The sequence below is a fragment of the Dysgonomonas sp. 216 genome (assembly GCF_010501065.1).
Lineage (GTDB): Bacteria > Bacteroidota > Bacteroidia > Bacteroidales > Dysgonomonadaceae > QVMM01.
In genome coordinates this window covers 155,543-177,622 of sequence record NZ_QVMM01000003.1, presented here as the reverse complement: position 1 = coordinate 177,622, position 22,080 = coordinate 155,543, and the positions used below count along the sequence as shown (strand labels likewise).

18 protein-coding genes and 2 tRNA genes are annotated in these 22,080 nt (G+C 33.6%); 13 read left to right on the top strand and 7 right to left on the bottom strand.

Annotated features, from left to right (window positions below):
• Positions 1 to 322: 322 nt before the first annotated feature.
• The 3 genes from D0T53_RS03190 to D0T53_RS03180 all read left to right on the top strand — a co-directional run bounded on the left by D0T53_RS03190 (position 323) and on the right by D0T53_RS03180 (position 2,608).
• Positions 323 to 841 (top strand): helix-turn-helix domain-containing protein, encoded by a 519-nt coding sequence (locus tag D0T53_RS03190; RefSeq protein WP_163265005.1) that lies wholly within the window; start codon positions 323 to 325, stop codon positions 839 to 841.
• 85 nt (positions 842 to 926) lie between these two features.
• Positions 927 to 1,709, top strand: coding sequence for a dihydroorotate dehydrogenase electron transfer subunit (locus D0T53_RS03185; protein ID WP_163265003.1), 783 nt, complete (start codon positions 927 to 929; stop codon positions 1,707 to 1,709).
• A complete protein-coding gene (locus D0T53_RS03180) occupies positions 1,697 to 2,608 on the top strand; it encodes a dihydroorotate dehydrogenase (protein ID WP_163265001.1) in 912 nt (303 codons plus the stop codon). The genes D0T53_RS03185 and D0T53_RS03180 overlap by 13 nt, the downstream gene beginning before the upstream one ends.
• Before the next feature lie 13 nt (positions 2,609 to 2,621).
• Here the strand turns inward: D0T53_RS03180 and trmD are convergent, their stop codons facing one another.
• Positions 2,622 to 3,299 carry a tRNA (guanosine(37)-N1)-methyltransferase TrmD gene (gene trmD, locus D0T53_RS03175; RefSeq protein WP_163264999.1) on the bottom strand — a complete coding sequence of 226 codons (678 nt, stop codon included), beginning with the start codon at positions 3,297 to 3,299 and terminating at the stop codon, positions 2,622 to 2,624.
• Between the two features lie 434 nt (positions 3,300 to 3,733).
• On the opposite strand from trmD, the gene D0T53_RS03170 reads away from it, so the two are divergent.
• From D0T53_RS03170 to D0T53_RS03130, 9 genes are all read left to right on the top strand, one after another.
• Positions 3,734 to 4,309: a superoxide dismutase gene (locus D0T53_RS03170; protein WP_185152967.1), complete on the top strand. Its 576-nt coding sequence runs from the start codon at positions 3,734 to 3,736 to the stop codon at positions 4,307 to 4,309.
• A 247-nt stretch (positions 4,310 to 4,556) separates the two neighbouring features.
• Positions 4,557 to 5,228, top strand: a complete 672-nt coding sequence (locus tag D0T53_RS03165; RefSeq protein ID WP_163264995.1) for a DedA family protein — start codon at positions 4,557 to 4,559, stop codon at positions 5,226 to 5,228.
• Positions 5,229 to 5,323: 95 nt separating this feature from the next.
• Positions 5,324 to 6,634, top strand: coding sequence for an NAD(P)/FAD-dependent oxidoreductase (locus D0T53_RS03160; RefSeq protein WP_163264993.1), 1,311 nt, complete (start codon positions 5,324 to 5,326; stop codon positions 6,632 to 6,634).
• Positions 6,635 to 6,697: 63 nt separating this feature from the next.
• Positions 6,698 to 6,770: transfer RNA gene (locus tag D0T53_RS03155), tRNA-Pro, on the top strand.
• A 252-nt stretch (positions 6,771 to 7,022) separates the two neighbouring features.
• Positions 7,023 to 8,222 carry a T9SS type A sorting domain-containing protein gene (locus tag D0T53_RS03150; RefSeq protein WP_163264992.1) on the top strand — a complete coding sequence of 400 codons (1,200 nt, stop codon included), beginning with the start codon at positions 7,023 to 7,025 and terminating at the stop codon, positions 8,220 to 8,222.
• Between the two features lie 18 nt (positions 8,223 to 8,240).
• Positions 8,241 to 9,614 (top strand): hypothetical protein, encoded by a 1,374-nt coding sequence (locus D0T53_RS03145; protein WP_163264990.1) that lies wholly within the window; start codon positions 8,241 to 8,243, stop codon positions 9,612 to 9,614.
• Positions 9,615 to 9,640: 26 nt separating this feature from the next.
• Positions 9,641 to 11,899 carry a hypothetical protein gene (locus D0T53_RS03140; protein ID WP_163264988.1) on the top strand — a complete coding sequence of 753 codons (2,259 nt, stop codon included), beginning with the start codon at positions 9,641 to 9,643 and terminating at the stop codon, positions 11,897 to 11,899.
• A gap of 21 nt (positions 11,900 to 11,920) precedes the next feature.
• The gene (locus tag D0T53_RS03135; protein ID WP_163264986.1) at positions 11,921 to 15,343 is read left to right on the top strand and encodes an RHS repeat-associated core domain-containing protein; all 3,423 of its coding nucleotides are present in this window, start codon (positions 11,921 to 11,923) and stop codon (positions 15,341 to 15,343) included.
• Entirely contained in the window at positions 15,333 to 16,037 is a 705-nt protein-coding gene (locus D0T53_RS03130; protein WP_163264984.1) for a hypothetical protein, read from the top strand. Before D0T53_RS03135 ends, D0T53_RS03130 begins: the two co-directional genes overlap by 11 nt.
• A 792-nt stretch (positions 16,038 to 16,829) precedes the next feature.
• Here D0T53_RS03130 and D0T53_RS03125 read toward each other — a convergent pair.
• The 4 genes from D0T53_RS03125 to D0T53_RS03110 all read right to left on the bottom strand — a co-directional run bounded on the left by D0T53_RS03125 (position 16,830) and on the right by D0T53_RS03110 (position 19,096).
• Positions 16,830 to 16,903: transfer RNA gene (locus D0T53_RS03125), tRNA-Pro, on the bottom strand.
• Positions 16,904 to 16,971: 68 nt separating this feature from the next.
• On the bottom strand, positions 16,972 to 17,427 hold the full coding sequence (gene queF / locus D0T53_RS03120) for a preQ(1) synthase (RefSeq protein WP_163264982.1): 456 nt from the start codon (positions 17,425 to 17,427) through the stop codon (positions 16,972 to 16,974).
• A 15-nt stretch (positions 17,428 to 17,442) separates the two neighbouring features.
• On the bottom strand, positions 17,443 to 18,108 hold the full coding sequence (gene queC / locus D0T53_RS03115) for a 7-cyano-7-deazaguanine synthase QueC (RefSeq protein ID WP_163264980.1): 666 nt from the start codon (positions 18,106 to 18,108) through the stop codon (positions 17,443 to 17,445).
• 73 nt (positions 18,109 to 18,181) lie between these two features.
• Entirely contained in the window at positions 18,182 to 19,096 is a 915-nt protein-coding gene (locus D0T53_RS03110) for a glucosaminidase domain-containing protein (RefSeq protein WP_163264978.1), read from the bottom strand.
• A gap of 81 nt (positions 19,097 to 19,177) precedes the next feature.
• Between D0T53_RS03110 and cdd the strand changes: the two genes are divergently transcribed.
• The gene (gene cdd, locus D0T53_RS03105; RefSeq protein ID WP_163264976.1) at positions 19,178 to 19,654 is read left to right on the top strand and encodes a cytidine deaminase; all 477 of its coding nucleotides are present in this window, start codon (positions 19,178 to 19,180) and stop codon (positions 19,652 to 19,654) included.
• A 369-nt stretch (positions 19,655 to 20,023) separates the two neighbouring features.
• On the opposite strand, the gene radC is transcribed toward cdd, so the two are convergent.
• Together radC and nqrF are read right to left on the bottom strand one after the other, a co-directional pair.
• The gene (gene radC, locus D0T53_RS03100; RefSeq protein ID WP_163264975.1) at positions 20,024 to 20,710 is read right to left on the bottom strand and encodes a DNA repair protein RadC; all 687 of its coding nucleotides are present in this window, start codon (positions 20,708 to 20,710) and stop codon (positions 20,024 to 20,026) included.
• Between the two features lie 103 nt (positions 20,711 to 20,813).
• A complete protein-coding gene (nqrF, locus tag D0T53_RS03095) occupies positions 20,814 to 22,073 on the bottom strand; it encodes an NADH:ubiquinone reductase (Na(+)-transporting) subunit F (RefSeq protein WP_163264973.1) in 1,260 nt (419 codons plus the stop codon).
• Positions 22,074 to 22,080 lie beyond the last annotated feature (7 nt).

Sequence of the window (22,080 nt, the reverse complement as noted above, 5' to 3'; positions counted from 1 at the left end):
TAATATATTTATTATATAAAGTTATTGTTTAGGTTAAATGTATGAAATACCAAACAACACGGTTTAATGACGTATGTATTTCAAATTATATTTATAAATCACAATATTATCAGCAAGATATATTATTTTTTTAAAGTGTTACTTTAATATGTTTTTTATTATCGTTCTATCTTCACGCCCTAGTGTATACAAATGTGCATTAATTTAGCTCTATTAAAAATTACATTTGTTTATCGCGTAAATTACATTTGTTGTTTGCTTTTGTGAACTATATTTTATACATTTGTAATTCACTTATACACTTATTTATATATTATTGTATATGATAAATCGCATAAAATCGATAATCGAAGCTGAGAATTTAACGCCCGCCCGTTTTGCTGATAATCTTGATATTGGTAGAGCAGTTATATCTCATATATTAAATGGACGTAATAAGCCCAGTCTTGAAGTTATAACTCGGATATTAGCAAAAATGCCACAAATAAATTCGGATTGGCTTTTAACGGGAAATGGTTCAATGTATAAAGATGAAGTCAATATTGTTAATTCAAGTCAGCCTTCGTTAGTTGTTACAACAAACAATAATCAACTTTCGGCATCTGATTTATTTTCTCAAGATTTATTTGCTTCCGAGAATGTGATAAATGAACCCGTTTATACAGATTTGGTTGAAGAAGACAAGGAAATAGAGGTTAAAACACCTCAAGATAATATTCAAAAAACTGTAACAGAGCGCATTATATACCGCGAAAAGGCTGCTAAAAAAATAAGTAAGATAATTATTTATTACACCGATAATACATTCGAGTCGTTTAATGCCGAAAATGAACCTCTTTAAAGTCTGTTGAAGAAAAGAATCTTGTTGTTATTTTAATTAACTTTGTATTGTGAAATACATTATATTATCTATAAAAACAAGATAAATGAAAAAAATGCTAGATTTGGTTGTTACAGATAATGTTCAACTAAACCAAAACTATTGTTTGATAAAATTCACTACAACAGACGGCTCTCTATTGCCCGATATGTATCCCGGACAGTTTGTAGAAGTGAGAGTCGACGATTCACCTAAACCATTTTTACGTCGTCCTATTTCGGTAAATTTTGTGGATAAAGATACTAATGAGTTATGGCTTCTGGTGCAAGTTGTGGGTGAAGGTACACGTAAAATGTGCCAATATAAAAAAGCTGATATTGTGAATATGCTTTTGCCCCTAGGTAATACTTTTTCGCTCGATTCTGTATCTGATAATAAAAACTTGTTGCTCATCGGAGGTGGTGTAGGTACTGCTCCTATGCTGTATTTAGGTGCAAAACTTAAAGAAAAAGGCTATAAACCCAACTTTTTGTTAGGGGCACGTTCTAAAGCCGACCTGTTACAGTTAGACGAATTTGCAAAATATGGCGAAGTTTATTGTACAACAGAAGATGGATCGTTAGGAGAAAAGGGTTATGTAACAAATCACTCGATTTTAACAGACATAAAATTCGACAACATTTTCACATGTGGACCTAAGCCTATGATGATGGCTGTTGCACAATATGCAGCAAAAAATAATATAGAATGCGAAGTATCGCTCGAAAATACAATGGCTTGTGGTTTTGGAGTGTGCTTATGTTGTGTTGAGAAAACCAAAGATGGTCATGTGTGTGTGTGTAGCGAAGGTCCTGTATTTAATATAAAAGATTTGACATGGATAAATTGAAAATAAATATAGCCGGACTCGAACTTAAAAATCCGGTAATGACAGCATCCGGTACTTTTGGATACGGAAAAGAGTTTTCCGATTTTATGGATTTATCTAAAATAGGTGGAATATTCGTAAAAGGAACAACTTTACACGAACGTCAGGGAAATCCTTATCCTCGTATGGCCGAAACTCCTTCGGGTATGCTGAATGCTGTTGGGCTTCAAAATAAAGGTGTAGATTACTTTGTTTCAAATATCTATCCCGAAATAAAAGATTTGGATACAAATGTTATTGTAAATGTTTCGGGCTCTACTATCGAAGACTATGCCGAATGTGCCGAACGTTTGGTAGGTTTAGACAAAATACCAGCTATTGAGCTGAATATATCATGCCCTAATGTAAAAGAAGGCGGTATGGCTTTTGGAACATGTGCAAATTCGGCTGCGAATGTAGTAAAAGCAGTAAGAAAAGTTTATCCTAAAACTTTGATAGTAAAGTTATCTCCAAATGTAACCGATATTACTCAGATAGCCAAAGCTGTAGAGGGAGAAGGAGCCGATTGCCTTTCTCTTATAAATACTTTGTTGGGAATGGCTATCGATATAAACAAACGTAAGCCTATACTGTCTACTGTTACTGGCGGACTGTCGGGTGCATGTGTTAAACCTGTAGCATTGCGTATGGTGTGGCAAACATATAATGCCGTAAACATCCCTATTATAGGTATGGGGGGAATATCGTGCTGGGAAGATGCTATTGAGTTCATCTTGGCCGGTTCATCGGCTATTCAGATAGGTACATATAACTTTATAGACCCGGCAATTTCAGTAAAAGTTGCCGAAGGTATAAAAGAGTATTTGGATAAGCATAATATTAGCCACGTAAAAGATTTAATCGGGCAGCTTTCCGTTTAATTTTTTATAAGTTTTAATCAGACAATAAATCCGGTCTTAAAAGTTTGGTACGTTCAACTGCTTTCTGCAATTTCCAATCATCAATATTCTTTTGATGACCTGATAGTAGTATTTCAGGTACTTTCCAGCCCTTGTAGTCAGCAGGGCGGGTATATACCGGAGGAGCCAATAAATTATCCTGAAAAGAGTCGGAGAGGGCAGATTGCTCATCTCCGATAGCTCCGGGAATAACACGTACAATAGCATCGGCAATCATTGCGGCTACAAGTTCGCCACCTGTAAGAACAAAATCGCCAATAGATATTTCTTTGGTAATTAAATGTTCACGTATTCTGTAATCAATTCCTTTATAATGCCCGCACAAAATAATAATGTTATCCATAGATGACATTGTATTAGCCATCTTCTGATTAAATTGTTCTCCATCTGGAGAAGTAAATATTATTTCATCGTAATTTCTCTGATTTTTCAAATAAGATATAATATTGTCAACCGGTTCAATTTGGATAACCATTCCAGCTTCGCCACCAAACGGATAATCATCTACACGGCGATGTTTGTCGTTAGTGTAATCCCTGAGATTGTGAATTACAATTTCTGCTAGATTTTTATCTTGTGCTTTTTTTAAGATTGAAAAATTGACCGATCCTTCAACTATCTCAGGTAATACTGATATTATATCTATTCTCATTTTTATACTAAGTTGAAATAATAGACTGCAAATGTATAAAAAGCCTACAAATGAGTGCAATTTTTTGTGGCATATTATCTTTAGAGTCTGAAGTGGAGTAAAAATAGAAAAGTAAGAATGGGAGTCATAGAAGATTAATTTTCAATATTTAAAACCTATTATTAAACATAATGGTAATTATAGAACAAATATATTTATATATGTTTGCGACTGTAATTTGTTTACTATATATATAATACCTATGAGAATTAGAGAGAATCTATAATTTATTGATAAACAATATTGGTTTCTGTTTGTTAATTTGATAGAACCAGAAGGAATATATAAAAATGAATAGAATTATTTCGATAACATTAATCATATGTTTTATGGTAGTAATAAATGCTACAGCAAACAATAACGAAATATTAACAAATAATAAAAACGAAAAAATTATGAAATTTGAATTACCAAAGTTGCCTTATGCAACAAACGCACTAGAACCTGTAATCAGTAAGCAAACAATTGAACTTCATTATGGTAAACACCTTCAAACCTATATTAATAATCTTAATAATCTGGTAGTTGGTACTAAATTTGAAAATGCTGATTTAGAAACTATTGTAAAAGAAAGCGATGGAGCTATTTTCAATAATGCAGGGCAAACCCTTAACCATAATATATACTTTTTATCGTTCTCGCCTAACGGAGGTGGTGAACCAAAAGGTAAATTAGCTGAAGCAATTAATGCTAAATGGGGATCATTCGAAAATTTCAAAAAAGAATTAAATACAGCCGGAGCTGGTTTATTTGGATCAGGTTGGGTTTGGTTGGCCAAAGATGCTTCAGGAAAACTATCTATCGAAAAAGAACCAAACGCAGGTAATCCTGTAACAAAGGGGCTTACTCCCCTATTAGGTTTTGATGTTTGGGAACATGCTTATTATTTGGATTATCAGAACAGACGTGCCGATCATCTTTCTGAAATATGGAAGATAATTGATTGGAATGCTGTGGAAGGACGTTACTAATACATTGATATTCTTTATAAAATGAAAGCAATCTAATTTATTTAGGTTGCTTTTGTATTTTCTGTAACGTTATAAAAAGCTAAATCGTCATTTTGTTTTAATATTGATAACTTTGGATATCAAATAGAAAAAGCTTTTTGCAATTAACTATAGGATGCGATTTATATTAGCTTTATTGTTCTGATAAATTGACTATCTTTGTGCTGTAAAACATAAAAAAGAGAATAGATTACATAAATAAAAATATATGGAACTTTTTCATGAAATTTGGAATTTTCTTGTTCAATTATTAACTGAAACCGAAACTACCCTCGATACATTAGTTAATACATATGGAATGTGGGTATATGCAATTCTGTTTCTTATTATATTCTGTGAGACAGGATTGGTTGTTACTCCTTTTTTGCCGGGCGATTCGCTTCTTTTTTTAACCGGAATACTAGCACACAGACCAGATAATGACCTAAATATAACTGTATTGGTAGGAGTATTAATTGTGGCAGCTGTTCTTGGAGATGCGTTAAACTATACAATTGGGCGATTCTTTGGCGAAAAATTATTTCGAAATCCGAATTCAAAAATATTCAAACAAAGTTATCTGGAGAAAACAAATCATTTTTACGAAAAGCACGGTGGCAAAACGATTATAATTGCACGATTTGTACCTATTGTAAGAACATTTGCTCCATTTGTAGCAGGTATGGGAAAAATGACTTATAAGCATTTCTTTTCGTTTAATGTGATAGGTGGAGTAGCTTGGATTTCTATATTCTGTTTGTTAGGATATTTTGTTGGTGATTTTCAGTTTGTTCAAAATAATTTGAAGCTAATTGTTGTTTTGATCATAATCATATCAATAATGCCGGGTATATTTGAGATTGTTCGGGCAAAGATGAAAGGTTCGGATAAAACAGCATAACGTAACATACTATGAAAAGAATCTTTTAATCAAAAGGTTCTTTTTTTGTAATAGAGAAAAAAAGATTGTTAAACAGTAAAAGCTTTTGACTTAAAGTGGAATCAATAACTAACATTCCCAATAGTAAAGGGAAGAAAAGAATTGTAATTATTGGTGGTGGTTTTGCTGGTTTACAGATGGCAAAAAAAATAAACCATAAAGCCTATCAGGTTGTTCTTATCGACAAGGTAAATTATTACCAGTTCCAACCTCTTTTTTATCAGGTAGCTACAGGTGGTCTCGAGCCGAGTTCTATCTCTTACCCTCACCGCAAAGCATTTCAAAACGAGAAAGATTTTCATTTTAGAACTTGCCAAGCTAAACATATAAACTCTGAATCAAAAATTGTAGAAACCACAATTGGCGAAATAAAATACGATTATTTGGTTATTGCGACAGGGTGCGATACTAATTTCTTTGGAAATGAACAGCTTAGGGAAACAACTTTTGCTTTAAAATCTATTCCCGAGGCTCTGCTTATGAGAAATCGTATTCTTATGAGTTTAGAGAATGCCTTGAATGCAAAAAATGAAGATGAATTAAAACGATTACTGACATTTGTTATTGTTGGTGGTGGAGCTACAGGTGTTGAATTAGCCGGTGCTTTAGCGGATATGAAAAAAACGATATTGCCTAAAGACTATCCGGAGCTCGATTTTTCTAAAATGGAGATACATTTAGTAGATGCCTCCCCTCGCCTATTATTTGGTATGTCAGAAAACGCATCTGCTAATGCTGCAAATACTTTAGCAAACCGTGGAGTAATTCTGCATCAGGATAAATCGGTTAAAAGCTACGAAGATTTGTGTGTAGAAATTAGTGATGGTACCCGTATTATTTCGAGCAATGTATTATGGGTTGCAGGCATTAAACCAAACACAATTACAGGCTTAAATGAAGATGCATACAATCGTGGGCGCATGGTTGTTGATGAATGCAACAGAGTAAAGGGGTATAATGATATATTTTCGATTGGAGATACATGCATTTTAATTTCGGAGAAGAGCTCGAAAGGACATCCTCAGGTAGCTCAGGTAGCAATGCAAATGGCTCAAAATTTGGCAAAAAACTTGAATCGTAATGCGAACAAGGAAACTGACTTCAAAAAGTTCGTCTATTCTGACCGAGGATCGCTTGCAACAATTGGTCGTAATGCAGCTGTTGCCGATTTAGGCAAATTTAAGTTTAGTGGTATTGTAGCCTGGTGGTTATGGCTGATAGTGCATATTCTATCGATTGTTGGTATGAAGAACAAAGTTTCGGTATTTCTTGACTGGATATGGAGCTATTTGAACTATGATGTATCTTTACGACTACTTATTTTACCCAAATTCAGTAATATTTATAAGACAAAAGATAATCAGTAACATTATTTTTTTAACATAATTCTTGTTTGACAATAGAAATAGGTTTAAATTTGTGCTACAAATCGGGATGTAGCACAGTTGGTAGCGCGCCACGTTCGGGACGTGGAGGTCGGATGTTCGAGTCATCTCATCCCGACTCTTTTTACACAAATTATTTGTATTCACAAATTTTAATTCTTTCTCGAAAAAAGCTTCCGAAATTATTACTTAATCCCAGCAAAGATTTACTTGGATAATTTTTGTACTCATTTCTTCTATAAAGGTATAGCATTGCTGCATTATAAATTTTAAGAAAGTGTAATTATTTTGCTTCCGAATTATATTGTTTATATAATTTTTTTTATTTTTAAGCAAAAAAACAAATATTAAATAAATAACCAACAATGCTATGAGAATGTCATTAACCCTACTTTTATTATTCCTTGTATTGTCTTTATCTGCACAAATAACACACAAAAACAATGTTATCCGTATTGGAGATGAGATTATTAAGCAACAGATAGAATATAAAGACCCAGGACGATCGGGACAAAATGTAGTCTGGGATTTTAGCAAATTACAAACCATAAATGAATCATATATACTATCATACACTAAACCTTGGATGTTAAATGATTCAACTTATTTATTAGCTGGAGACAGTATTGTTCTTAATCTACAAGAGAAAGAAACAGTAATAGTTGGTATCGAACATGATACAAGATATTATTACCATATAATAAATGATTCATTGTTCCTGAAAGGATATGAAAATCCTAAAACAAAAATGATAAATATTCGCCCTGAAATAACAAAGATATTTCCAGAAATATATGGGAAGTCTTATTTTAAGTATTATGAAGGAAAAGGTAAATATTGTGATTTTTTATCTTTGGATGTAATCGGTGTTCAATCACAGATAGTTGATGCCTCAGGCATGATTATACTTCCTAATAAAGATACTTTAAATAATATTTTACGGATAAAGACTAATAAAAAATACATAGAAAAATTATCTCCATTGTTGACTAGCGATGAGATAAAAGATGCTCATTTATTAGAAATTGACAGTATAAGGTATTATTTATCTACAGATTCAGAAACCATTGAAATAGAAACTTATCAATGGTATGCTACTGGCTATCGATATCCCATCTTCGAGACAACAAAGAGTACTACCAATAATGAACATACCAAAGAGTTTTTTAAGTTGGCATTTTTTTATTCTCCATTGAAACATTATTACTTAGCTGATGATAGTGAAAACTTGTCAGTTTTAGATAGCCTTCACAATAGTTTAAAACCAAAGTCTGATCTGAATGAAAAAAACATCGGAGAGTTTAAATATAATAACAACTTTGCCTATAACTTTTATCCTAATCCAATTGCTTCACTACTAAATATAGAATATTATCTGACATACGATGTTGATGTAAGTATTTCATTATATGATGTAAGTGGTAAGAAAATCACCGGAATATACCAATATAACAAACAAGCAGGTCTATACCAAGAGTCTATTAACTGTTTTGGATTAAGCAGTGGTACCTATTTTCTTCATTTTAATATAGGTAATGAACAGATTGTTGAAAAAATTTTAAAAAACTAATAACTCAAAATAAAAGCTATGAAAAAGAAGCTATTGCCAATATTATGTTTGTTTTTTTCTATCTATGTTAATGCAGACCATTCGATACAAAGACCTATGCCTGTAAATATACAGAGTCCAAATGCTGCAAGTTTGGGTAAATTCGGGGATGTTCCGGTATCTTTATTTACAGGAACACCTAATGTAACAATTCCCATTCATGAATTCAAAAACGGAATTGTTGACATGCCAGTGTATCTTAGTTATGATGCTTCTGGGATCAGGATAAACCAACATCCTTCATCAGTTGGACAAAATTGGAGCTTGGTTGCCGGAGGAGTAATCACACGCACTGTTCATGGGTATGAGGATGAATTACCCCGAATGAATGGTTGTTCAGATGCCGTAGATCCTAGTAATGGTGAATCATGGGTTGTGGAAAAAGGTGGCTTTTTTGAAATTGTAGAAAGTAATAATTATAACTATTTAGCAAATTTTGAAAACAATGGGAATGCACTTGATTTAGAAGCTGATGTATTTACTTTTAATGTCATGGGGAAAACAGGAAAGTTTTTTTACGGTTCAGATAAACAGTGGCATGTGCAAAGCGATTGGAATATTGAGGTTATCTTTCGGGCATCCAGATCACGAGATAAAATATTGGATCGAGATGAAGAACATAATTTTATAGCACCAATATTTGGATATGCTGGATATGTAGAAGAAGGAGAACAATACAGAGATGTTATACCTTCCAAGTTTCCATTTCCTACAGTAATTGCTGGATTTCGTTTACGGGATGATGAAGGCACTCTCTATGAGTTTGGATACGATATAAATGCAATAGAGTTTTCGATGGATTTTTTTAATCAAAATATTTTTGGAGAATCGAAATTAGATAATCATTGTTTTTATTCAAGTATTAACGGAGCAGGAGAATGGAAGTTGGCCGAAGGAATGAAATGGAAAGATCGTTGGATTGCAAATGCTTGGTATTTAACAAAAGTAATAGATAAATACGGTAATACTTTATTTGAGCTTAGCTATAACAGAGGTCCATTCATTGCCGACTTCTATAAATACAAAGAAAATTCTTTTTATGGGGGCAATGGAGGTTATTACTACAAAAATATGGATGAATTAAATAGATTTGGGAATCAATATAATGGAGATCGAACTTATATTGGAGGGAATTTGATATCTCCGGTATATCTGACAGAAATATTTCATGTCCCCAACAAGCAGGCAATGGCTTTTTATAGTAGTGACTCCCATGAGCGTCCATATAAAAATATTCCTTTTGGACGTGGAGTCGAATCATGTTCTCGGAACGAAGGAACATTTCCTTTTGGTAGTTATACTGATTTTATGATGGAAAAAGGTAGTATATATTGTACATTGATAGAAATTTAAGGTATCCTTATCTGCAAATAAAAAAAGTGAAACAAGACCATGAATGGGGAGGAGCACCTGTTCGATTGTTCGGTAGTTCGCAATATGTGAGATGGCCTAGTTATTTTTCTGGAGCATATTATGACAAACCAATTTTGGGTTTAAGATGGCAAAGATTAGACAATATTGATTTATATGAAAAAACAGGACCAAACGTAGGAGAAGGACATAAAAGTCAACAAATAAATTTTTATTATAACGAAGAAGGGGATCGTGCAGATGATCTGAAAGAAAGCGAACGCTTATTTCTTACAAAAGTCTCTTTTTCCTCAAACTTTTCTAGTCCAGAGAAATCCTATTCTTTCGAATATCACAATTATAAAAATGTCCGATTGTATTTAGATGATTTTGTTGACTATTGGGGCTACGATAAGAGTTTCGATTTATTAGATAAGTATCCGAATGGTATTTTAACGAGGATAAATTATCCGACCGGAGGATGTAGCATTTTTGAATATGAAGCTAATAGGTATAAACGATACATTGACAAATCATTTAATAAGTATGAACATTGCCTAATATCTTCCTGTTGGAGTCTTGATAATCCCGATTTTTTCACTTTAAAGTATACAGCAGATGTTCAACAAGCCGGAGGGCTACGTATAAAAAGAATTACAGATTACGATATTGACAATGCATCTATGAATGGGACTTTCAAGATATTTAAGTCGAAAAAAGAATATTCCTATAAGAAAATGAAAGGAGCTCTAGAAAGCGGAATATTATATACGATTCCTATGAATACAATATCATTTAATGCCAAAGTATATCCACAGGAATATGGTTATGAAAATGAAATTGCTGTCTCCAAAAATTTTATTACTCCTATAATACCATTGTCTAACAGCTCAGGATACCATATTGGTTATTCTAATGTTACAGAGATAAGGTTTGATGCTGTAGGTACTGCAATGATAAATGAATATGAATATACAAACTATGAGGGAGATATATTAGAAGAGTTCAGGAAGGCCGTTTATTCAACTATAGGCAGTACTGAAATAAATTATCTATCTTCAGATTTTTCTTTTCCCGATTTGGATTATATGACAGGAAAGTTAAAAAAACAAACAACATATAGTTATCTTGATAATAAAGACATAACTGAAATTATAGAATATAAATATAGTGATATTGCTCATACTCACTTTAAATCAAATTATTCAAGTTTAGCTATTGACATGGCTTCGTTTTTTATAGAAGCAAATATGTATGAAGGAACAGGGCAGTTTAGGTTGTGGTTTGCTAAAAAAGGTAATGAGTATAAACGGTATTATCAAAAATATGATGTAATAAAAGAAACCAGAACTTATATAGAAAAAGAGAATAATAAGTCAGTTAGTCAAACTATAATAAAAGATTATATAAAAAATGAAAGACCTCTGTATATAAAGAGAGATAAGTATTCATCATACAGTTATCGAGGTACTCCTGTTGGTGAAGATAGAATGGTTTGGGTTAGCCAATTACATAAAGAAATAGTGACAGACCAAACAGGAAATGTATACGAAACACTATATCGGTACCCGACGGATATATTTCTACAAAATCAAAATTCAGAACTAAAAGAATTAGAAAACCAGTTTAGAATAGGTAGTCCTGTAGAAATAAGAAAAACTATAAATGGAATAGCTGCCGGAGCGGAAAGAGTTACATTTAAACAGGCTGGAATAAAAGACTCAATGCGCTATTGCCATTGTATGTGGACATCCTGTCATCCCAAATATGAAGGTATTCTAGAGTATCAAAACATATTAGTTCCTTCAAAATTAGAATCGTCGCCACGTGATATTAACAGCATGACAACGGAGTATGAATTTTTACAATACGATAAGAAAGGTAATTTGCTTACATATAAAGGGCGTGATCAGGTTCCAAAAACAATTATATGGGATTACGGCAAACGTAAGCCGGCAATGCTTATAGATAATATTACTTATGATGAAGCAGCATTAATTCTGGGCGAAGACTTACAAAATATAGTAAGAAACAGCAATACTGATTGGAGTGGTATTTCTGTTGTTGATAATTTCTTTGAAAAATTTAAAGCTCAAAACAAAGATGTAAAAATAAAGCATTATAAATACACACCATCATCGCAGGTTGAGTACATTTCCGGAGATTTTTTAGGCTCTGGTTCTAAATTTACTTACGATAAATTTGACAGGTTACAAATGATCGAATCACGGAAATTGGGTGTAATGAATGAGTTTGAATATAAATTCCGAACAAAAGAGCAGTATTAATAGAATATTAATAATTGAAGTATGAAAAATTTAATATATATAGCTATTGTATTTATCGGTATCCTTATTTCCTTACAGAGCACAGCCTTATTAGCCCAATCGAATGGAGACGATTATCTTCCGGTAAATAAAGTAAGGGCAAAAACATATCTGAACGCAAAAAAAAGCATAATAGAAGATAGCTTTTATGATGGTTTGGGAACTTTGAATCAAAAAATACAACGACAAGCATCGCCCGAAAAAAGGCATGTTGCAACATTCTACGTTCATGATATGAATGGCAATGAAGTGGTAAAAACGTTGCCCATACCAATGGATCCTTTTCGTGAAAATTCTTTTTATACAGAATCTGATATGCAGGAAGATATGCTGGCCGTGTATGGCGATTATGATGCAAGTTATGAAACAACTTATCTTAACAGCTTGGGTAATATCGTATTATCATATGGTCCGGGAAAAGCATGGCGAAGTCGTAATAAACATATGAAAACCGAAAAAACATTAAATTGGAGCAACGATGCCAACTTAAAATGTCTATGGTTTGAGGCTAGTGACTCAAAACTTATTTGGGGTCAGGTTAAACTTGCCGGACAGGCTGGGCAAGGACTTGACGAATATTTGGAAGGTACACTAAACGTTATAAAAACAACAGACGAGGACAATAATATTTCGTATACTTTTTATAATTCTTCCAAGCAATTGCTTTTAAGCAGGCAGATTAATGAAGAAAAAAAATACGATACATATTATGTTTATGATATTTATGGTAATTTGCGTTATGTACTCCCTCCAATGGCGAGCGATTATATAGCATCTAAAACAAGCAATTATGGAACATGGATAAACGAAGAAGATAAAAAAGTACATGGGTATTGCTATTCATATACCTATGACAGCCGAAACCGTTGTATAGCTAGTCGTTGGCCTGGATGCGATTGGACATATTATGTATATGACAAAGCCGACAGACTCAGAATGCAACAAAACGGAAATCAGCGTATCGAAAATAAATGGACATTTTATAAATATGACGCATTCGGTCGGATAGTGATAGAAGGTGTATTAAACAAAAGCGCAACATGGGCTCAAATGCAATCGGCAGTAGATGCAAATTCGGTCGTTTATGAAGAATTCAGCACTAGTAGCCGAGACATGTATACATGGCGAAGTTATCCGGCATCGGATCAGATAAATAATACACGGTCGTTGATAGTAAACTATTACGACAACTATAATTATACTCAATCTGCTCAGTTTCCAGAATTACTCAGGACATATATAGCACAAGAATCCCGCTATAAAAAGGAGTTTATCATTGCTGCATTAAAACCAACAGGGCAACGGATAGAAACATTGGAAGATACCCCACGAAATATTTATAAAGCATTTACGTATGACGAGACTTCGGACGAACCCGATGTAAAAATGACTTATCATCTTTTGAACGGGCTCACAATCGAAAAATTTGAGCGTAATAAAGTTGGGCATGTAAACAAACGTACAGTTTTTGATACCATTCCGGGAGTCGCAAGCACTTCGGAAAAATATGTTTACGAGTACGACCATGTAGGGCGCCTCATAAAAACCAACTATCAGGTAAATAACGAAACACCAATCGTTATGTCTGAAATGAAATACAACGAGCACGGACAGCTTCAAACAAAGGAAATATACAATGCTAAATTCAATACACAATATTTGTACAACATAAGAGGCTGGCTTACATATGCAGGAAATAGCCTATTCAGGCAAAATATAGCTTATAATACCGAGAACACCTATCCGCTGATTGGTTCTAAAAAAGCATATTATAATGGTAATATATCGGCTGTTTCTTACGGATTCGAAACAGATGGAATAGGGAATAATTATGGATATGGTTATACCTACGACTACGATAACCTTGGACGCTTGAAAGAATCGCGTTTCCACCGGATTGATAAATATACCAATGGTGTAAACATGGACGAATTTAACGAAAGCTTGTCGTACGATAAACATGGGAATATAACCGATCTGAAAAGAACATATACACTGAATGCTCCGTCGTGGAATGAAACTGTTACACCCGACCTGCTCCAATATAGATACAATGGAAATCAACTCCAGGCTGTTGACGATGGGGAGCGGAATACAGCAACCTACAATACCATGTTTTTCACGGACAGGGCAAGCCTCGGCACTGAATATTTATACGACAAAAACGGAAATATGGTGACCGATTATAATAAAAGAATTAGTAAAATAAAGTATAATTATTTAAATTTACCATATAAGCTGCAGATGGAAGAAGGGCACGTAGCCGAATACGTATACGATGCAACAGGGACGTTGCTTTACGAACAGGAACTTACAGCCAAGGGAACATCTGTGCCAATGGGTAGTTTAGTGGAACTTACATCCGATAACATCCGATTTACATCGTACAGGTATTATGTAGGTAATAAAATATACAACAAAAGTGGTAGCGGACTGGCAAACCTTCAAAAAACTTATACCGAAGAAGGAACCTTTAATATAGTATCGAAGAAAGTGAGGCATTTAGCATACATAAAAGACCATTTGGGAAGCGTAAGGGCAGAATACGACTTAGCAGCGACTGCTGCCAACGTAAAATCGCTGAGGCACTATTATCCGTTTGGGGTTGAATTTAGTTATAAAAACAATTCCAATACATTGGAGCGCTTTAACGGAAAACAGGTAAAAACCATGCATGGGCAAAACTTCCTCGATTACGGAGCTCGTATGTACGACCCAACCCTTGCTCGATGGCATGTTATTGATCCGTTGGCTGAAAAGTATTACAGCATTAGCCCCTACACCTATTGTTTGAATAATCCTGTAAAATATATTGACCCTGATGGCAGACAAGTTATAATTGGAGGTCCTGCCCTTAACCAAGGAGTGGCAAATACTATGATTGGCGCAATAAATAATTCGGATTTGCAAGATGCATTTATATTAATAACAGCATTAACGGGGGCTCCAGCAAAATTCTCTATTGAATCTAACGGAGTATATAACATCGGAATTAGTTTTAGTCCTGCAACTTTCGAAGACGTTGATGCAGCAAAGAGTGGTTTGTTGATACCCGCAGTAGGAGGAAATGCTGTAAAGAAACTAGATAAGAATGCATTTAATTTGTTTGATGGAGCAAATAGTACAACTAATAAAACAAGTCGGGAGGCTCTACGAAATGCTAAAGATCAAAATGGAATTCCGCGTAGTCAACAACCTGATAAAACAAGCATCGTTCGAGATAAAAATACAGGGAAGCCTCTAAAGCAATATGAATACACAAATAGTAAAGGGGAAAAAGTTTTAATAAGAAAGGATAATCCTGTAAAATATCCAGATGGAGGTTCACAAGGAAAACATTATAATGCAGGAAAAATAGAAGAAAAAACAGATAAATTAAAACAACATCATAATTATGACCAATAATATTTCTATTTCTATATATACCGATTTAATAAAAGATTCATTAAGAATTAATGCTTGGAATAGAGATGAATGCTTTAATATTAATCAAGAAACAGATAAAAGTTTTTTGATTAATTATAATATTATAGAAATCATATTTGAAGGGACACACGGCAATAATGATTTATATAATAGACTTTTAATTAATTACAATTCCTTTTTGAATAAATATTTATTTTCAAGGCTAACAAATCAGTTCATATATTTATATAGTGTAAGTGATAAAAAGCAAAAAAGTAAGATTCGAAGTTATAAAGGAGTCTTCTCTAGGAGTTTAAATATTAATGATTATATAGAAACAGAAATAAACGTAGAAGAAAATTATACTATTATTGCAGGTCTGGCTAAAGTTACACCATCTAATATTGATTATCTCATAGGAGCATTATCTTATAGGAGTAATAATTTGATAATACTTTCTGACAAAAATCTTTTACTACATCAGAATGTTGAATATATAACAGATAATATTGTAGATCAAAGCAATGGAGTCATTAATTACATTGAATTATGCAAGATATACTCAGGAAGTAATAATATTATTATTAGAGAAGGAGGTGATGGTGGAGATCAAGAGTTATCATGGCAATTTTTCATCGAAAAAGAAAAATGCGAGGAGATTCTATCTTATATTAAGTTATTGATTGATAATTAGAGCTCATTATTTACGAAAAATACAGTTTATATGAAAAAGGAAATACTTTTAGGAATCATTTTTTTACTTATCATCACTCTTTTGGGGGCTACATATGGGACAAAAATAATAAATCATTACCATTTATAATTGGATATAACGCTACTAACTCCAAATATGAAATAAGAAAAGAGAAAGAAAATCTTTACACAACAACTATATATAGTTTAAAAGACAGTTTATATATAGAAAGATATTCAAGGAGAGAATATAACTAACGATGCAAATATTACAACAATTGGCGAACAAGTAATAAAAGAATTGAAAAGTGTATAGTGTAATATTTTTCTTTATATTTAGTGTAACGGGATGTACAAATATAAGACAAAGAATAAGCTCGTTGGCAATTGAGCAGTTGACATTAATGAAAACTGTAGTAATAGGAAAAAAATGGTATAATATTCTTGGAAATGGTATCACTTTTGATCGTGATTATAGCTGTAAAGGCGTGACTTTTAATATTTCTTCTATGCAAAAACGAACAAATTCTAAAGGTACATGGAAAAATATATTTAATGTGAGGTACACAAACTATTTATTTGGGAAGCAAATCATAGTGACCCGAATGGCTCAACAGTTGTTTCTGCAATTGTAGGAGAAGGTGTTATTGTTGGGCTTTCTCATTCAATAGGGGATAAAAGTACAGATGACAAGCTGTTATGTTTGGTTTGAAATTTGGATTTATAGGAACAAATTTATACTATAACTAAAAAGACTTACAGAATTTATCTGTAAGTCTTTAATATTCATTCGTCGGGATGACAGGATTTGAACCTGCGACCACACGCCCCCCAGACGCGTACTCTACCGGGCTGAGCTACATCCCGAATGCGTGTGCAAAAGTAATATAATTATGTTTTAATTCCAATATTTTGACAGTAAACTTTTATGTGTTTTACTGCAGATTACGATTTATAAGGCGAGTTTTGGCCATATCTTCATACTCTGTGCCCAAGCGTCCATAATTACAATAAGGATAAATACTGATTCCCCCTCGTGGAGTAAATATTCCTATAACTTCGATATATTTAGGATTCATCAGTTTTATAAGATCTTTCATTATGATATTCACACAATCCTCATGAAACGCTCCATGATTACGAAAACTGAATAAATATAATTTTAGGCTTTTACTTTCGACCATTTTAATATCCGGCAGATAGTTAATATGGATAGTCGCAAAATCCGGTTGACCTGTTATCGGACAAAGGCTGGTAAATTCCGGACAATTAAATGTTACCCAATAATCATTCTCAGGATGCTTATTATCGAACGCTTCCAGCACTTCCGGTGCATAATCATCTTTATATTCGGTTTTGCCTCCAAGATGGCTTAATCCTTCTATTTTCATATTATAGATAAATTATTACTTTTTATTTCTACGTTTAAGATACTCCTCCAATCCCTTTCTTCGCAACAAACAAGAGGGGCATTCTCCGCATCCGTCAGCCGGAATGCCATTATAACAAGTGAGAGTTTCATTTTTTATAATATCAAAAGCACCTAAGTTGTCAGCCAACTCCCATGTAGCGGCTTTATCCAGATACATTAATGGTGTGTGTATTATGAAATGCTCGTCCATTGCTAAATTGATGCTTGTATTAGCAGACATAACAAAAGTGTCGCGACAGTCGGGATATCCGCTGTAATCGGCTTCCGACACACCGGTTACAATATGTTGCATATTATGGCTACGTGCTATAACAGCAGCAAAGGTCAGAAATAATAAATTACGACCCGGTACAAAAGTATTTGGATACGAATCTTCCGGTTTCTCTTTATCCATTAGAACAGACTCATCTGTCAGAGAATTTGTTGATAGTTGACTGATGATAGAAGCATCTAACAACTGAAAAGGAACATTTTCTTTTTCGGCTATACTTTGGGCAATCTCAACTTCTTTCGAGTGTCGTTGTCCGTAAGTAAAACATAATGTACGGACGGACGAAAATTTCTTCAATGCCCAATATAAGCAAGTTGTAGAATCTTGTCCTCCCGAAAATAGCACTAAGGCTGAATTGTTTGGTTTCATTCTTCTTTGTTTTTTACGTGGTTAATCCTAAGCTACACGGAAAAGATGTTATTCTTTTCTATTAATTATTTTTTTATCTGAGTCTTACAGTATCCCCAACTTTGGGCATATGGCTATCTTTATAGTTATTCATTTTATACAAGCTTTTTACCGTAACTCCATATTTTTGAGAAATATCGTGTAACGACTCGCCTGATTGTATTGCATGCACATAAAACGGCTTATCTGCTTTCGATTTTTTACCCTTAAAATAAACAATATCTCCAGCTTTAAGCTGTTTAGCCGGGCTAAAAATATCATTCCATTTTCTTAAATCCTTTGCTTTAAAATTAAAGTCTTTAGCTATTTCTTCAATCGTAGTATTATTATCTTTAATAACAACACATGCCATGCCATTCATAATAATGGGTTGGTGTCGTCCGGTATTTCTATTTGTACCCGAAGACGAATGTGTTATAACTTTTCCTCTATCATATTCATATAGCTTATATTCCTCAATAATTGTTATAAGCTTATCGGGGTATCGCGGATCTGTGGCATAACCACATTCTTTAAGTCCATGAGCCCATCCTTTATAGTCTGTTGTTTTAAGATCAAATAATTTTTTATAACGAGGTTTTAATAAAAAGATGGAATGATCTTCGTACGATTCCTTGGCATTATTGTATACCCTAAATTTATCATCGGGACGATCATCCGATTTTGTTATACAACGGCCAGTCCAGTCTTTGTTGCATTTGATCCCGAAATGATTATTATATTTCGATGCCAAGTCGCTACGTCCTCCACCTGTTTCTAATATAGCTTGAGCTAATTTTATACTTACCGGAATATTATAATTATTCCTGTGTTCCGACGCCAAACTAGCATACTTGTTTATGTACGATCTATAATGTTGATTCTGTTGCTGAGCACTTACTTTTGTTATAACACTTACACCTAATATCATTAATAACAAAATACAACTCTTAAATATTTGTCGTTTCATACTCTAAAAAAAGGTTTAACCTTACATTTTTTTGTTTTTATCTCCTATCTTTAAAGTTACAAATATAAGCATTTTGAATTGATGAATAGTTTTGATATTGTAACTTATATTAAATCATACTCTTTCGACGAACTGAGTGATGAAGACAGGATGCTGATTGACTGTGCCCGTCAGGCTACAGAAAAGGCCTATGCCCCATATTCTAATTATTTTGTGGGTGCTGCTATAATGTTGGAAGATAGCACTATTATAATAGGTAATAATCAGGAAAATGCTGCATATCCGTCAGGCTTATGTGCCGAGCGTGTAGCTATATTTCAGGCAGGAGCTCTGCATCCCGATAAATCGGTTAAAACGATTGCTATTATAGCCCGAAATAATAGTGGATTCACTGATGATATATGTTCGCCTTGCGGAGCATGCAGACAAGTTATACTGGAAACTGAAAATCGTTATAAGAATAATATAAGAATACTAATGTGTGCTAAAGATAAAGTATACGAAGTAGAATCGGTAAAAGCTTTATTACCTCTACATTTTAGTAACGAAAAACTATAAGTATTCTATATATATAGAATTAAATACTTTGAATATAGCCCATAATACGTTTTTTTGCTAAAACCTGACACACCTGACAGGTTTTGTTTTTTTTGATCTTTCCCTAAAAAGGTATCGTTTTTTAGCTTTGCAAAAAGTAGTACAAGCAATCTTCTTTCACACGCAGTATTTGTTATTTAAAAGAACGCTTATTCTATAAATATAGAATTTCATACAGCTCACAATGCATTAAAAAGTATATAATTGAAAAACCTGACATACCTGACAGAAATTTACATTTTACGGATATTTGCACTTTATTGGTTATGGCTTACCAATATCAAACTCCTGTATATAGATAAATAAAGCATATATAAATAACACGAAAAGCTAAAGCTTGTCACTATCCTTGTAGCTATAGTATGTACCATTACAAATTATAATATGATCGAGCAAGGCTATATCCATAAGGGCGGCGGCTTTATATAATCGGAATGTTATATCATCATCATTTTTACTCGCACTGCTATTATTGTCCGGATGGTTGTGGCACAATATAATGCCGGAAGCTGAAGTTTCTATGGCTTCTTTTAAAATGAGCTTTATATCAACCCCTACACTGTTTTCATTTCCTCTGTTTATCAATGTCTTTTTTATAATATTATTAGATTTACCTAATAATAACACCCAAAATTCTTCATGCTTTAAATCGCTTAACAGAGGATGGAATATATTATAAACATTTACACTACATACAATCTTTTCAATTTTCTCAGCCTCTGATATTTTTTGCCTGCGACCAAGTTCTAAAGCTGCAGCAATGGTTATGGCTTTAGCTTCGCCAATTCCGTTAAAGTTACTGATAAGTTCTTTTATATCTAATTTTCCTAGCGAATTAAGGTTATTGTTTACGGTATGCAAAATACGCTTAGATAGCTCTACTGCTGTTTCGTTTTTATTACCCGAACCAATTAATATAGCTAACAATTCGGCATCCGACAATGCTGCAGCCCCTTTCATCTGCATCTTTTCGCGAGGACGGTCTTCTTCTGCCCACTCAGTTATCTTTAAGTGCATATTATTGTTTCTAATCATCAGGTAATATGTAAAAAATAATGCGCAAGTTAATTAAAACTTACGCATATTTATCAAGTTAGTATTTAATAATAGATATTTCTATTTATCCGAAATCGTCGAACATTAACATTTCAGGTGGAACACCAAGGCTGTCGAGCATACCTTTCACTGCGTTAGCCATCGGACCCGGTCCACACATGTAATATTCTATATCTTCGGGAGCATCGTGGTTTACAAGATACTCGTCGTGAATTACCTGATGAATAAACCCTACATATCCATCCCAATTATCTTCGGGGCGGGGTTCAGATAATGCTATATTGAATTTGAAATTAGGAAACTCTCTTTCTATTTTGCGAAAATCTTCTTCGTAGAATATTTCGTTTTTAGAACGTGCTCCATACCAATACGATATTTGCCGATCTGTAGTTTTCAATGTATTGAATAAATGCAATAAATGCGAACGTAAAGGAGCCATACCGGCACCACCTCCAATATAAAGCATTTCGCGTTTAGTATCTAATATATGGAAATCGCCGTAAGGACCCGATACTGTTACTTTATCTCCCGGTTTTAGATTGAATATAAATGAAGACCCAATACCCGGTTTAATACCTTCTTTCCATCCATTAGTAGCTCTATCGAATGGAGGTGTTGCAATACGGATATTTAACATAACAATATCACCTTCGGCCGGATAATTAGCCATAGAGTAAGCACGGGTTGTTTCTTCGTCGCTTTTACAAGCTAAATTCCACATTTTAAATTTATCCCATTCTCCTTTAAATCTTTCTTCAATATCGAAATCGGTAAATTTAAGGTCGTATTTGGGTATACTAATCTGTATATAAGAACCCGGTTTAAAATCGAGGTGTTCTCCCTCTGGTAGTTTTACAACAAACTCTTTAATGAAAGATGCAACATTATGATTTGAAACCACTTCACACTCCCACTCTTTCACACCAAACACTTCTTCTGGAACTTTTATTTCCATATCGCCCTTAATCTTTGTTTGGCATCCCAAACGCCAATTATCTTGTTGTTGCTTACGGGAAAAGAAGCCCACTTCGGTAGCAAGAATCTCGCCAGTTCCGCCATAAACCTGACAACGGCACTGTCCGCAAGTTCCCGAACCACCACAAGCTGATGAAAGAAATATATTTTGCGATTGCAATGCTCCTAAAACAGTACCTCCCATGGGAGATTCAAATTCTTTTTCGCCGTTAACTATTACTTTAGCATTACCCGCAGGCATAAGCTTTGCTTTGGCGTAAAGTATGATAAAAACAAATACCAATATCAGTACTAAAAATGCTATAACACTGGATGCTACGTTTAAATAATTTAATTCAAGTAATATCATCTTCTGA